Genomic DNA, 13,224 nt, shown 5'->3' on the forward strand with positions numbered 1-13,224 from the left:
CCGGGAAGAACACTTTTTTTGCATAACGTTTCCATGTTTCTGTCAAAACCATTCCCAACGGCTGACGCGGGCATCCGTCAACCTAACGGAACTATATAGATGCAATTTGAAGCTTTACCATTTGCAGCTTTTACCGAGTATTTGGTCGACTGTCGGGTGACCGAACAACGCCGCTTAAAGACCCATATATGGGTCTGTGAAGCAGGCGGTTGTTCGATCCTTCGAAAGTCGAACGAGAACGATCGATTTAGGAAGATGACAGTCGCCGGCCTTTTAGAGGCGCGCATTGACAGCCTTTCCCACTACCGATTCGGAAGCTGGATGGACGGGCCGAGCGGGCCGCCGTTTTTGTTGTAAAACTGCGGCACTTCTCCCGGAATAAAGCGCATCACAACTGGAATATCTGTTGTCACATTGGAAATTTTCGAGGCAAAAGGAATGACGACTTGGATGTCGACCGATACATGAATATCAATTTCAATAAAAAAACTGTTAATATCATAGGCTCGAATTTCTTTCGTCACTTCCGAGTCGACATTGCCAACGATCTGAAACTGCACCGGAATGCGCGGGCCGAGGTTGGCCAAGAGGGCATTATCCGTGATTTTTCCAAGCGGAATGTAATAAATGATGCCGCGGCTGTTTCCAGTTCCGGACTCGACTTCGGGAAGGACCATCCGTTCAAGCCGTCCTTCTGTCGCCGCCTTTAAGCTTTCCATCACATGATCATCCGTCTCCGATAAGATGCGATTGATCACCGCGGTGTCAAAATCGACCGACACAATTTTGCCGCTTTCGTCCTTTTGAACCGTGACCAGCTGCCGAAATTCAGGGTTGTCTTTTTGAAACTGCTGCTCAATGGCGTTATTGATCACCAAGTTGGCAATCCGCTTCGTTTCCGTTTCCGCAATCTCCATGAGCACCGGCTTAATGCCTTTATTGACAATCCAAAGGCTTGCCGCCGTCGAGAACATAAAAAAAACGAACGTCAATAAAAACACATAGCGGAACGGGAGCGGCCCCTTCCGCACGAATCGGGGGCGCAACAAAATGAAATCCCTCCTTTACAAGCTATATGTATGCTTGCAAGGAGGGATTTTTTCACCGCATTTTCAACAGCGCCTCTCTTCCTTTCATTCCCTCTTCAATGCCGAGCTCCAAAGCGGCGACTGTCACCGATTCCAGCGGCGCCTCAAGCAGCTGTTCAATCGTGCGCACCCCGACCGCCCGCCCGGCGATAATGCCGCGGTCGCGCAATTTCTCATTCAACAGCGCCACATCGAGCGCCCCGCACATAATGTACCCTTTTTCACCCGCCACCGCCAACAAATTCGTTTTCGGCAGCTGGACGGACACAGCAATAAACGGATGCCCGTCAATGATGATCGGCTTCACTTCGACCATCGCCGCAGTCACTCTCCTTTCCATACTCCAATGTATGAAGCATGGAAAAAGAAGTGCCTGCCTATTGGGCCAATTTCCAAGCGAGAAGATCGCGCAAAAACTCCGGCATGTAATACGTTTTTTCCGCCGCCCGCTGAATTTGCGGATAAAAGTGGCCGATCGCAAACATATCGGTCGTCGCCACCTCATACGTGCGCTCGGGATTGAGCGGCTCGCCGTTGATCATAATGCGGCGGATATGCCATTGGCCGTCCTCCTCGAGCCCGGCCTCGATGTCCACGCCGTCGTACACCATTTCCCCCATCACTTCGCCGCGGAAGCCAAACCCTTTAAACTGCCAATGCTTCATCCGTTCCGTGTTGGCCTCAAGGATAATCTCTTTGAGCTCCGCGCCGCGCAGCTTCACCTTGCACGGGTTGAGCGGATGCGGGCAAATGCGATGCAAATCTTTTTTCGTCACCGGTCCTCTCGCAAGCGGCGCAAGCAGCACGCCGGCGTTGACCATGCCGATGTCCGCTTGGCACCACTCACGCAAAGCGGAAGCAAGCAAATTCGCGAGCGGCGACGGGGCGAACCAGTCAAGCGGCAAGTCATCATGGAGCACGGCGACTTGTTCCGCTTCAAGCCGCGCCAAACTTTCCTGCTCAAGACAAACAAGATGGCGCTCGACCGCCTCGGAGCGGGGCAATGGTTCGACATCCACGACCGTCGCGGATGCCCTGGACAGCCGGTTTTGGTCAATCTCCAGCTTGACCACCCCAACATATTTTCCGTATTTCCCCGCCGCGCAAAGCAGTGTTTGATTCAATGTTTTTCCTTCTAGAAACACATGGTGGGTGTGAGCGCCTAAAATAATGTCCACGCCTGGGATCGTCGCAGCAATTTTTTCATCCTCATTCACCCCAAGATGGGACAGCACAACGACGCAATCGGCCTTTTGCCTCACTTCCTCCACCGCCGCTGCCAACATGTCAAACGGCGGAACGATCTTCCAGCCGAGCAGCTCGTAAAAGTGAGAAAACGGAGCGGTGGCGCCAACCACCCCAATGCGAAACGTCTCCGTCGCCGGGATGACGACATACGGCAACGCCCAATGCGGCCGCACGCCATCGCGGCGAAACAAATTGGCGACCACGACCGGAAACCGAGCCTGTTCGTACAACGTATCCAGTTCATCATGATCAAGGGTGATCCCTTCGTTGTTGCCGATCGTCACCGCATCATAGCCAAGATCGTTCAACAAGTCCACATTCGCCTTCCCCCGCGTCGCCTCGGTAATCGGGTGCACGCGATCGAGAAAATCGCCGACATCAAACAAAAGCATCGCCTCGTTGCGCGCGCGATGCTCCCTTCTCCGTTCTGACAAAAAGCGGGCGATTTGCGGCCAATGTTCAAAATGGCTGTGCACGTCGTTCGTATGGTAAATATAAATAGTTTGCTTCAAAACGCGCGCCCCTCCTTCCATTACGCCAAACTTCCCCATACAAGCCGGGCCCCGAGCAGCACAAGCACTAGCCGCAGCACGACGACAAGCGTCCGGCTTGGCATCCGCTTATTGATCCACGCTCCGGTTTTCGCCCCGATCCACACCCCAGGAATGAGGGCCAGGGCAAACGACCATTGCACGTTTCCCATCGCGACATGGGTGAGAGAGCCGACGAGCGAGGACAAAAAAATCATCAACATCGACGTGGCGACCGCCACATGGGGCGGAAAGCGAAACAGCACGATCATCGCCGGCACCATGAGCGAGCCGCCGCCAATGCCAAACAGCCCGCCGAAAAAGCCGACGACAAACGCGATGGCGACCGCCATGAGCGGCTGATAGCCGTATGTGAACACCTCACCGTTTCGGTCCGTGTACGTTCGCACAACACGCCGTTTCCACCACGGCGCCGGCCGCGCCTGCTCCGCCGCCGTTCGTTCGACCCCGTTTTCTTTCGCCGCCGCCGTCTCGTCAGCCGAACGCTTCGTTTTCTTTTGACTGAGCGACAAAAAGAGCGACATGGCGATTAAAAACAGCCCAAAATACAATGAAAAATGAGCGGCGCTCAGCGTATTGTTCACCCAAGCGCCGATGACCGCCCCGGGAACGCTGCCAAGACAAAAGAGCAAGCCGCTTTGATAGTCGACCATTTTGTCTTTCATATACGACAATGTGGACGATAAGCCATTGAAAATAATGACGACAAGCGACGTGCCGACCGCGACCTGCGGCGTCACCGCCGACAGCCAGCCGAGCGCGCCGAAAAACAGAAGCGCCGGCACGATGATCACCCCGCCGCCAAGGCCGGCCAAGCTGCCCACCGTCCCCGCGATAAAGCCGATCAAAAAAAGCAACATATACGCCATTTTGTCTCTCCCCCCGCTTCAAAACAAACCAAGCTGCCGCGGCGCCAGGCCCGTGTACTCAATGCCAAGCAAATCGATCAATTGTTTGGCGTTGTCAGCGGCATCGCCGCCGGAGTTGTTGTTAAACAGCACGTAAATTTGTTTCGTTTTTTGCTTTAATGCCTCGATATGGCGCGCCCACTCGCGCAGCTCGCGCTCGTTGTATCGATACAAGTAGCGGACCGCCCGCCAGTTCTCGCCGGCCGTCGCCTTGTTCCAGCCGTGGACATTCCGTCCGTGCAGGCGGATGAGCGTCTTTTCCCGGTCGGTCGGATGCAAAACGGTCGGCACCGACCCTTCCCCCGCCTGCGGCTCGTCGCAAATCGCGTGAATCCACCCTTCCTCTTCCATAAAGCGAAGCGTTTTTTCATAAAAGCGCGGCGAAAACCATGATTGGTGCCGAAATTCGAGCGCCGCCGGCACCTCCCCCATCCGCGCTTTCACCCAGCGCAAGTACTCCACATGCTCGCGCCGACAGTCAAACCACGGCGGAAACTGAAACAGCACCATCGCCAGCTTCCCCGCTTCCTGAAACGGCGCGATCGAGTCCAAAAACGCGGCAAACATCGCTTCCTTGCTTTCATACGGAATCGGGCCGCGCTCATGCCCAGTCATCCCTTGGTACGCCTTCACAATAAACTGAAACGACGGTGGCGTCTCGCGAATCCACTTTTCCACGTTCGAACGCGGCTGAATAGCGTAAAAGTACGAATCGACCTCGACTGTCGGAAAATGAGCCGCGTATTCCAGCAGCTTGTCTTTTGCCGCAAGACCTGGCGGGTACAAGCTGTCATGATCCCCCCAGCCGGTCAGTCCGATGTAAATCATATCAATCACCAATTCGTTCGATTTCCAGCTATCTTCACTATATCATATGTGCCACCTCCAGGAAATAAAAATGACCGCCGTCCCATCAAAGAGCAGCGGCGGTTCAGAACGTCCAGATTTACAACCGAGGAACCGTTGCGATACAATGGTAACCATCGGAACATTCTGATAATGGGGGGCTTCCGATGATTCATCTGTACCCGTTTCTTCTCTTATCGATATTTTTGATTGTGCTGCCCGGCCCCGACACGGCGGTGGTGACCAAAAACACGATTTCCGCCGGGAAGATCGGCGGCTTGAAAACCGCACTAGGGGTTTGCTGCGCCTTGTTTCTCCACACCGCCGCGGCGTCGCTCGGGCTTTCCGCCGTCATCATGCAATCTGCCCTGCTGTTTTCGATCCTGAAGTATGTGGGGGCTGTGTACTTAACGTATTTAGGGGTCAAGGCATTATATGGAGTCATAAAAAAAGGCGAAGCCCTAGGTGTGGAAACGGATGTCAATAGCGGAGAAAAACAGCCCGCCTGCTTCCGGCAAGGGTTTCTCACCGATTTTTTGAACCCGAAGGTGGCGGCTTTTTTCTTAACGTTTTTGCCGCAGTTCGTGGCGCCCGGCGCGCACTCCTTCGCTCCGTTTCTCCTAATGGGGGCGGCTTATACGGCGATGACCGCGATATGGTTTTTGTTTTACATTTCCTTCATCCATTATATCAGCGACTTCATGAAGCGGCCGAAAACGAAGAAATGGATCGAAGGCATCACGGGCGCGGTGATGATCGGGTTCGGCATCAAATTGGCGCTTGAAAAAGTGCAGCGCTAAACAGGAAGACTGAGCGCGGCTGAACAGATCCGCCTGGCATTTGAAATCAATGACAGGGGAGCGCCCAAAAAAGAGCGCTCCCCTAAAAACATGCTCCCATGAGGGAGGAAATGGCCTGCAGGGCGGCCTTGACGCTTCCAGAGACCACCGGAGAGAATAAGCGCCGGCCGCTCCCTTGTTTTGCCCTGCGTCGATCATGTGGGCGTTTTGTGGGGGAAGCACCCCCAAGCGAACGCTCCACCCTTGCTTCATCAAGCTTACCCAATGCTTCCTTCCATCTCGAACTTGATCAAGCGGTTCATCTCGACCGCGTATTCCATCGGCAGCTCTCTTGTAAACGGCTCAATGAAGCCCATGACGATCATTTCCGTCGCTTCCTGCTCGGAAATGCCGCGGCTCATCAAGTAGAACAGCTGCTCTTCCGACACTTTCGACACTTTCGCTTCGTGCTCAAGCGAGATGTTGTCGTTTAAAATTTCGTTGTACGGAATCGTGTCCGATGTCGACTGGTTGTCGAGAATGAGCGTATCGCATTCGATGTTCGAGCGCGAGCCGGACGCTTTGCGGCCGAAATGGACCATGCCGCGGTACGTGACTTTTCCGCCTTGCTTGGAGATCGACTTCGAGACGATCGTCGATGACGTGTTTGGCGCCAAATGGATCATTTTCGCCCCGGCGTCTTGGTGCTGCCCTTTGCCGGCGATGGCGATGGAGAGCGTCAAGCCGCGCGCCCCTTCGCCTTTTAAGATGACGGCCGGGTATTTCATCGTCAGCTTCGAGCCGATGTTGCCGTCAATCCATTCCATCGTCGCGTTTTCTTCGCAGACGGCGCGCTTCGTCACCAAGTTGAAGACGTTGTTCGCCCAGTTTTGGATCGTCGTGTAGCGGCAGTACGCGCCTTTTTTGACGATGATCTCAACAACCGCGCTATGGAGCGAGTTCGTCGTGTAAATCGGCGCCGTGCAGCCTTCGACGTAATGGACGTGCGCCCCTTCGTCGACGATGATGAGCGTCCGTTCAAACTGCCCCATGTTTTCCGAGTTGATGCGGAAGTACGCCTGAAGCGGCGTATCGACTTTGACGCCTTTCGGGACGTAGATGAACGAACCGCCCGACCAGACGGCCGAGTTGAGCGCGGCAAATTTGTTGTCCGTCGGCGGCACGACTTTGGCGAAATACTCGCGGAACAAGTCTTCGTTTTCCTTCAGCGCCGAGTCGGTGTCTTTAAAGATGACACCGAGTTTTTCGAGGTCTTCTTTCATGTTGTGGTAGACGACTTCCGATTCGTATTGCGCCGAGACGCCGGCCAAATATTTTTGTTCCGCCTCTGGAATCCCTAATTTATCGAACGTCGCTTTGATCTCCGCCGGCACTTCATCCCACGAGCGGCCCGATTTTTCCGTCGGTTTGACGTAGTACGTAATTTCATCGAAATCGAGGCTTGACAAGTCGCCGCCCCATTGCGGCATCGGTTTGCTGTAGAAGATGTCGAGCGCTTTTAAGCGGAACTCGAGCATCCATTGCGGTTCGTTTTTCATCCGCGAAATTTCTTCGACGACTTCACGCGTCAAGCCGCGCTGGGCGCGGAAGACGGAGACGTCCTTGTCGACGAAGCCGTACTTGTATTCACCGATTTCCGGTGCTTTTTTCGCCATCTCGGTTCACCTTCCTTTAGACTTAGTGGTGATGCAGTCCTTTTTCGAGCGCTTTCCACGCGAGCGTCGCGCATTTGATGCGGGCCGGAAACTTGGAAACGCCTTGGAGCGCTTCGATGTCGCCAAGGTCGACGGAATCGTCGTACTCTTTCCCTTGGATCATGTCGGAAAAAATGTGGGCGAGCCGAAGCGCTTCTTCCACCGTTTTCCCTTTGATCGCCTGCGTCATCATCGACGCCGACGACATCGAAATCGAACAGCCTTCCCCTTCAAATTTGACGTCGGCGACTTTTCCGTCTTCAACTTTCATCGTCAAGTGGATGCGGTCGCCGCACGTCGGGTTGTTCATGTTGACATCGACGTTCGTGCCCTCAAGCACCCCGCGGTTGCGCGGGTTTTTATAATGATCCATAATGACTTGGCGGTAAAGCTGGTCCAACGGATGGTTAGAAGACATGGCTGAAGTACTCCTTCGCTTTCTGTAATGCGGCGATGAACCGGTCGATTTCCTCTTTCGTATTGTAAAGGTAAAAGCTCGCCCGGGCGGTCGCCGTCACGCCGAGCCATTTCATGAGCGGCTGGGCGCAATGGTGGCCGGCGCGGATGGCGACCCCTTCTGCGTCCAAAACGGTCGCCACATCGTGCGGATGCACCCCTTCGATGTTAAACGTCACAAGCCCCGCCCGTTCTTTCGGGCCATATACCGTGACGCCGTCGATGCCAGCCAGCCGTTCGAGTGCGTATTGCGCCAGCTCGTGCTCATGGGCGGCGATGGCGTCCAAGCCGACTTGTTCAAGGAAATCGATCGCCGCCCCAAGGCCAATCGCCCCGGCGATGATCGGCGTGCCGCCTTCAAACTTCCACGGCAACTCTTTCCACGTCGAGTCGTACAGCTCGACAAAATCGATCATTTCGCCGCCGAACTCGACCGGCTCCATCTGCTCAAGCCATTTCTTTTTGCCATATAATACGCCGATTCCCGTCGGCCCGCACATTTTATGGCCGGAAAGGGCGAGAAAATCGCAATCAAGTTCTTGGACATCGACCTTCATATGCGGAGCGCTTTGCGCCGCATCGACGACGACGACCGCGCCGCGCTCATGGGCGATGCGGGCGATCTCCCGCACCGGGTTGATCGTCCCAAGCACGTTCGATACATGAGCAATGGCGACAATCTTCGCTGCTTCGGTGACGGTCGCCTCGACATCGCGCAGATCGATCGTGCCGTCTTCCTGCATTGGAATGTATTTTAACGTCGCCCCCGTTTGCTTCGCCAGCTGCTGCCACGGAATCAAGTTGCTGTGATGCTCCATGTACGTGATGACGATCTCATCGCCTTCTTTGACGTTGGCGCGCCCGTAGCTGGAGGCGACCAAATTAAGCGATGCCGTCGTGCCGCGCGTAAAGATGATTTCCTGCGCCGATTGGGCGTTTAAAAACCGCCGCACTTTTTCGCGCGCGCCTTCGTACGCATCGGTCGCCTTCGTCCCGAGCGTATGGACGCCGCGGTGGACGTTCGAGTTGTACTCGCGGTAATAGCGGTCAAGCGCCTCAATCACCGGCAGCGGCTTTTGCGATGTCGCCGCGCTGTCGAAATAAACGAGCGGATGGCCGTTGACATCCTGATGCAAAATTGGAAACAACGCGCGAATGTCGTTCACATTCATGATTGAACTTTCCTTTCAATCACTTCAATTAATTGGTTTTTCACGCCTTCAATTGGAATCGCCTCGACGACCGGCGCCAAAAAGCCGTGGATGATGAGCCGTTCCGCGTCGCGTCTCGGAATGCCGCGGCTCATTAAGTAATACAATTGGATCGGATCGACGCGTCCCACCGATGCCGCATGGCCCGCCATGACGTCGTCTTCATCAATGAGCAAAATCGGGTTCGCATCGCCGCGCGCTTTTTCGCTCAACATCAAGACGCGCGACTCCTGCTCGGCGTTCGACTTTGACGCGCCGTGCTCAATTTTGCCGATGCCGTTGAAAATCGAGGTCGCGCTGTCGCGGACGACGCCGTGTTTTAAAATGTGGCCTTCTGTATGCTTTCCGTAATGAATGACGCTCGTCGTAAAGTTTTGCACTTGCTCGCCGCGGCTGACCGCGACCGTTTTCGTATCGCCGAACGAGCCGTCGCCGACAAGGCGGGTGATGTTCTCGGAGACCGTGTTGCCGTCATTCATCAGCCCGAGCGCCCATTCGATCCGTCCGTCGCGCCCGGCGATGCCGCGCCGATTGACGTACGTCGTTGTGCCTTTCGCCAAATGGTCGACAGCGGCGAAAAAGACGCTTGCGTTCACTTGGGCAAACACCTCGGCAACCACATTGACGACCGCGTTTCCTTCGCGGCTTGCCGATATATAATTTTCGACAAACACGACGCGGCTGTTGTCTTCCGCCACGACGATGACATGGTTGAACAAGGCGATATCGTCTTCGTCTTGAATATAGACCGCTTGAAGCGGCGTTTCAATCTCCACGTTTTTCGGCACATAGACAAACACACCGCCGTTGAGCAGCGCCGCATGGAGCGCGGCAAGGCGGTGCTCATCCGGCTTGACCGCCGTCATCAAATAGTTTTTCAGCAAATCGCCATGCTCGCGCGCTGCTGTGAAGATGTCGGTGAAAATGACTCCTTTTTCTTTTAATTCATCGGACAGCGACACGTACGCCGGCGTATGGTTGCGCTGCACGTACAAGTTTTTCGTTCCTTCGCCCGCCTCGATGAGCGCCTTGACCGCTTCCGGCAAATCGCCAAGACCATCATACGGCGCGCTGTCGACCGTGTGGCGGGCGAACTCGGTGAAATTCCATTTGTCGATTTTGGTTTTCTCCGGTTTCGGAAGCGGCAGCCGCTCCGCCAGCCGAAGCGCCTCAAGGCGCCGCGCCGTCAGCCAGTCCGGCTCGCCGCGCCCGCTTGAGAACGTGCGGATGTAGGTTTCATCGAATGGGATTTTCGTTTCTGTCGCCATAATCCTCCTCCTAACGCTTACGCTTCTTGTCCGACCGTTTCGTCTTCAATGCCAAGCTCTTTTTTGATCCAGTCGTACCCTTCCGCCTCAAGCCGCTGCGCCAGTTCCGGACCGCCGGATTTGACGATGCGCCCTTGCATCATGACGTGCACGTAATCCGGCGTGATGTAGTTCAATAACCGTTGGTAGTGAGTGATGATCAAACAGCCGAATTCGCTGCTGCGCATTTCGTTGACGCCTTTGGCGACAATTTTCAGCGCGTCAATGTCCAATCCGGAGTCGATCTCGTCCAAAATGGCGATCTTCGGCTCAAGCATCATCAGCTGCAAAATTTCATTTCGCTTTTTCTCCCCGCCCGAGAATCCTTCGTTTAAGTAACGGTGCGCCATATCCGGATTCATTTCCAAAAACGCCATTTTTTCATCGAGCTTGCGGATGAATTTCATAAGCGAAATTTCGTTGCCCTCGCCAAGCCGGGCGTTGATCGCAGCGCGCAGGAAATCGGCGTTCGTCACCCCGCTGATTTCGCTTGGGTATTGCATCGCCAAAAACAGGCCGGCGCGCGCCCGCTCATCGACTTCCATCTCAAGGACATCCTGGCCGTCGAGCGTCACCGATCCTTCCGTCACTTCATATTTCGGGTGCCCCATAATGGCCGAAGCCAGCGTCGATTTTCCCGTCCCGTTCGGACCCATAATAGCGTGGATTTCCCCGCCTTTGATTTCCAAGTCAACCCCTTTTAAAATCTCTTTCCCTTCCACCGCAACGTGGAGATTTTGAATCGTCAACACTGCCATGCAGCATACCTCCAATTTCTGCTTGAAAATAGTCATCGCTCGCTGTTGACCCAGCGGACGCTCATTCTCATTTTATTCTCATTACAATCTTATAACAAATGAAAAATATGCGCAACTATTCCGCCCCCTTTTTCACTATGTAGACGCAACTAAACGGAGAAAAACAGGAAAAAGGGACAGCGCTTTTTATATTTTACACGAAAACGGGCTGTTTGTACGAGCTTTTGCAAAAAAAAGACCCCGTTGCCGGAGTCTAATGGGCTGTCCGCAGCTCGCGGAGGCATTCCTGCACGAGCGTCACCGCCTGGCTCATCGCCGCCCCGCCGCCAAACGCGGCCGCCACCGCGCATACTTCCAAAATTTCCCGTTCCGACGCTCCTTCGTCAAGGCATCCTTTCGTATGGTAAATCGTGCAATACTCGTCTTGCGCCGCCAAGCTGATGCCGAGGGCAATCAATTGTTTTTCTTTTTTTGACAGCGCTCCCTCGGCAAAGCACGCTTCCGTAAACGCGTTAAACCGCTCGGCCACATTCGGAAGTTTTTTGGTGAACGCCCCAATTCCCTCTTTGTAGCGATGAAGCGCGGATTCGACCGATGCATGTGTTTCGTTGTTCATCATCATTTTCCTCCCTTTGTTCGTTTCTGCTGTTAGTATGCGTCAACTACCCCCACTTCGCTAACGCTTGAAGTGGGGGCTTGCAACTCCCCAGAAGTGCAAACGGACTTCGTCCTCCTTCCTTGACTTGGGGTTGCATCAGGGGGCAGGTTGACGACTACCCAACGACGCAGGTCATGCCTGCATCGTTGCCGATTCTCTCGGTGTGTCTGTTGGCAGTACTTGGCTTCCACACACAACAGACGGACCTACGCTCGATGTTTTACGGTTGCAGCGTTTCCTGCAACCAACTCCATACATCGAGCAGCCGTTATTGGAATGCCTTTATTTAACAGTTTTCTCCACGTCTTTATTCTATCATACACAAAAGAAAGGGGGAACGAGCATTCCTCTCCCACTTACTCCCTTTGGTCGTTGAAGTGGGAGTCTCCTGCGCGAAATAGGATGAAGGAAAACGATATTAAACAACGAATGGTATTAAAAGCTTGTGGAAACACCACCGTTTCGCCAACATCGACGGAATGTCATGATGAAAACGAACGGTTCTGTTCCACTTCCATCATCATAGGAAAGGGGGGAATGCCATTGATTCGTTGGGTTGTCTTTGCCTTAACCGTCGCTTTCGCTTCGTTTTTGGCGTGGATCATCATCGGCAGCATTCTCGGTGAACACGGGGACGTCATCTTCAGTTTAACGACAGTGGTCGCCCTGCAAAACTGCGTCATCATCGTCATGCTCGCCGCCGTACTGGCGCGTTTGAACAACCGATGAAGCGCGGGAAAACAGACCGGCCGCGGCGTCTCTCCATCCAAAACGGTTTTGAACTTTCGGGCGGCTCTTTTTTGTGCAAAAAATAACGGAAGCGATTCGCTCCCGTTATTGATTGTTTGTCGCCGCTGGAATGACGGCGCCGTGGTATTTTTCTTTGATGAAATCTTGAATTTCTTTCGATTGCAGCACTTCGACAAGCGTTTTGATTTCTTTTCGGTTTTCATCGCCTTTGCGCACCGCCACAATGTTCACATACGGATTGTTTTTCGGCGACTCCACGGCGATCGGGTCTTTCGCCGGGTCCAAACCGGCGTCAAGCGCATAGTTGGCGTTGATCAGCACCGCATCGCCTTCGCCGTTTTTGTAAATTTGCGGCAGAAGCCCGGCGTCGACATCGGCCTTAAATTTTAAATGCTTTGGATTTTCGATGATGTCATTGACTGTCGCTTTCGTTTTATCGACGCCCGGTTTCAATTTAATGAGCCCTTTTTCTTGCAGCATCGATAAAATGCGGCCATGGTCGGCGACCGAGTTGCTCATGATGATCGTCGCGCCGTCCGGCAGTTCTTCAATGCTTTTGTATTTTTTCGAGTATAAGCCGATCGGCTCGATATGAATGCCGCCGGCGTTGACGAAATCATAGCCGTACTCTTTCTTTTGCGATTCCAAATACGGAATGTGTTGGAAATAGTTGGCGTCGATTTGCTTCTCAGCCAGCGCTTTGTTCGGCAAGATGTAATCTTGGAACGTAATGATCTCCAAGTCGATGCCTTTTTTCTTCAAAATCGGTTTCGCTTTTTCCAAAATTTCCGCATGCGGCACGTTCGACGCACCGACTTTCAACTTCACCAATTTGCCGTCTTTGCCGCCTTCCGCGCTGTCGTTATTGTTGCCGCCGCATGCCGCCAAAGCGAGCACGAGAATGGCGGCGAGCAACACACCCAACCATTTCTTCATCAGTTGTTTCCCC

Annotated in this window: 14 protein-coding genes; 2 read left to right on the forward strand and 12 right to left on the reverse strand. The window is 54.0% G+C overall.

The features are described from left to right. Window positions 1-302: 302 nt before the first annotated feature. From yunB to GHH_RS15105, 5 genes are all read right to left on the reverse strand, one after another. The gene (gene yunB / locus GHH_RS15085; protein WP_015375738.1) at window positions 303-1,049 is read right to left on the reverse strand and encodes a sporulation protein YunB; all 747 of its coding nucleotides are present in this window, start codon (window positions 1,047-1,049) and stop codon (window positions 303-305) included. Window positions 1,050-1,101: 52 nt separating this feature from the next. Further along, window positions 1,102-1,404, reverse strand: coding sequence for a YunC family protein (locus GHH_RS15090; protein ID WP_011232452.1), 303 nt, complete (start codon window positions 1,402-1,404; stop codon window positions 1,102-1,104). 61 nt (window positions 1,405-1,465) lie between these two features. Further along, entirely contained in the window at window positions 1,466-2,848 is a 1,383-nt protein-coding gene (locus tag GHH_RS15095; protein ID WP_015375739.1) for a bifunctional UDP-sugar hydrolase/5'-nucleotidase, read from the reverse strand. 20 nt (window positions 2,849-2,868) lie between these two features. After that, window positions 2,869-3,756, reverse strand: coding sequence for a sulfite exporter TauE/SafE family protein (locus GHH_RS15100; RefSeq protein WP_015375740.1), 888 nt, complete (start codon window positions 3,754-3,756; stop codon window positions 2,869-2,871). A gap of 18 nt (window positions 3,757-3,774) precedes the next feature. Next, the gene (locus GHH_RS15105) at window positions 3,775-4,623 is read right to left on the reverse strand and encodes a DUF72 domain-containing protein (protein WP_041470751.1); all 849 of its coding nucleotides are present in this window, start codon (window positions 4,621-4,623) and stop codon (window positions 3,775-3,777) included. A gap of 185 nt (window positions 4,624-4,808) precedes the next feature. On the opposite strand from GHH_RS15105, the gene GHH_RS15110 reads away from it, so the two are divergent. Then, entirely contained in the window at window positions 4,809-5,441 is a 633-nt protein-coding gene (locus tag GHH_RS15110) for a LysE family translocator (RefSeq protein WP_015375742.1), read from the forward strand. A 257-nt stretch (window positions 5,442-5,698) separates the two neighbouring features. Here the strand turns inward: GHH_RS15110 and sufB are convergent, their stop codons facing one another. The 6 genes from sufB to GHH_RS15140 all read right to left on the reverse strand — a co-directional run bounded on the left by sufB (window position 5,699) and on the right by GHH_RS15140 (window position 11,483). After that, the gene (sufB, locus tag GHH_RS15115; RefSeq protein WP_015375743.1) at window positions 5,699-7,096 is read right to left on the reverse strand and encodes a Fe-S cluster assembly protein SufB; all 1,398 of its coding nucleotides are present in this window, start codon (window positions 7,094-7,096) and stop codon (window positions 5,699-5,701) included. 22 nt (window positions 7,097-7,118) lie between these two features. Further along, entirely contained in the window at window positions 7,119-7,553 is a 435-nt protein-coding gene (gene sufU / locus GHH_RS15120; RefSeq protein ID WP_015375744.1) for a Fe-S cluster assembly sulfur transfer protein SufU, read from the reverse strand. Beyond that, complete coding sequence (locus GHH_RS15125) at window positions 7,543-8,763, reverse strand: cysteine desulfurase (protein ID WP_015375745.1); 1,221 nt, start codon at window positions 8,761-8,763, stop codon at window positions 7,543-7,545. Before GHH_RS15125 ends, sufU begins: the two co-directional genes overlap by 11 nt. Further along, window positions 8,760-10,070: a Fe-S cluster assembly protein SufD gene (gene sufD / locus GHH_RS15130; RefSeq protein ID WP_015375746.1), complete on the reverse strand. Its 1,311-nt coding sequence runs from the start codon at window positions 10,068-10,070 to the stop codon at window positions 8,760-8,762. The genes GHH_RS15125 and sufD overlap by 4 nt, the downstream gene beginning before the upstream one ends. Window positions 10,071-10,087: 17 nt before the next feature. Further along, on the reverse strand, window positions 10,088-10,867 hold the full coding sequence (gene sufC / locus GHH_RS15135) for a Fe-S cluster assembly ATPase SufC (protein WP_014196681.1): 780 nt from the start codon (window positions 10,865-10,867) through the stop codon (window positions 10,088-10,090). A 253-nt stretch (window positions 10,868-11,120) separates the two neighbouring features. Beyond that, window positions 11,121-11,483, reverse strand: coding sequence for a carboxymuconolactone decarboxylase family protein (locus tag GHH_RS15140; protein ID WP_015375747.1), 363 nt, complete (start codon window positions 11,481-11,483; stop codon window positions 11,121-11,123). Between the two features lie 579 nt (window positions 11,484-12,062). Between GHH_RS15140 and GHH_RS15145 the strand changes: the two genes are divergently transcribed. After that, window positions 12,063-12,254: a hypothetical protein gene (locus GHH_RS15145; protein WP_015375748.1), complete on the forward strand. Its 192-nt coding sequence runs from the start codon at window positions 12,063-12,065 to the stop codon at window positions 12,252-12,254. A gap of 105 nt (window positions 12,255-12,359) precedes the next feature. Here GHH_RS15145 and GHH_RS15150 read toward each other — a convergent pair whose 3' ends face one another. Next, window positions 12,360-13,211 (reverse strand): MetQ/NlpA family ABC transporter substrate-binding protein, encoded by an 852-nt coding sequence (locus GHH_RS15150; RefSeq protein ID WP_015375749.1) that lies wholly within the window; start codon window positions 13,209-13,211, stop codon window positions 12,360-12,362. Window positions 13,212-13,224: the final 13 nt, after the last annotated feature.

Origin of the sequence: Geobacillus sp. GHH01 (genome assembly GCF_000336445.1) — a bacterium.
GTDB classification, from domain to species: Bacteria; Bacillota; Bacilli; order Bacillales; family Anoxybacillaceae; genus Geobacillus; species Geobacillus zalihae.

What these genes read in the sequence shown, in the direction of transcription:
- GHH_RS15090 (WP_011232452.1), bottom strand. Translation starts at nt 1,404, where the DNA reads ATGGTCGAAGTGAAGCCGATCATCATTGACGGGCATCCGTTTATTGCT.
- GHH_RS15100 (WP_015375740.1), bottom strand. Translation starts at nt 3,756, where the DNA reads ATGGCGTATATGTTGCTTTTTTTGATCGGCTTTATCGCGGGGACGGTG.
- GHH_RS15105 (WP_041470751.1), bottom strand. Translation starts at nt 4,623, where the DNA reads ATGATTTACATCGGACTGACCGGCTGGGGGGATCATGACAGCTTGTAC.
- GHH_RS15110 (WP_015375742.1), top strand. Translation starts at nt 4,809, where the DNA reads ATGATTCATCTGTACCCGTTTCTTCTCTTATCGATATTTTTGATTGTG.
- sufB (WP_015375743.1), bottom strand. Translation starts at nt 7,096, where the DNA reads ATGGCGAAAAAAGCACCGGAAATCGGTGAATACAAGTACGGCTTCGTC.
- sufU (WP_015375744.1), bottom strand. Translation starts at nt 7,553, where the DNA reads ATGTCTTCTAACCATCCGTTGGACCAGCTTTACCGCCAAGTCATTATG.
- GHH_RS15125 (WP_015375745.1), bottom strand. Translation starts at nt 8,763, where the DNA reads ATGAATGTGAACGACATTCGCGCGTTGTTTCCAATTTTGCATCAGGAT.
- sufD (WP_015375746.1), bottom strand. Translation starts at nt 10,070, where the DNA reads ATGGCGACAGAAACGAAAATCCCATTCGATGAAACCTACATCCGCACG.
- sufC (WP_014196681.1), bottom strand. Translation starts at nt 10,867, where the DNA reads ATGGCAGTGTTGACGATTCAAAATCTCCACGTTGCGGTGGAAGGGAAA.
- GHH_RS15140 (WP_015375747.1), bottom strand. Translation starts at nt 11,483, where the DNA reads ATGAACAACGAAACACATGCATCGGTCGAATCCGCGCTTCATCGCTAC.
- GHH_RS15145 (WP_015375748.1), top strand. Translation starts at nt 12,063, where the DNA reads ATGCCATTGATTCGTTGGGTTGTCTTTGCCTTAACCGTCGCTTTCGCT.
- GHH_RS15150 (WP_015375749.1), bottom strand. Translation starts at nt 13,211, where the DNA reads ATGAAGAAATGGTTGGGTGTGTTGCTCGCCGCCATTCTCGTGCTCGCT.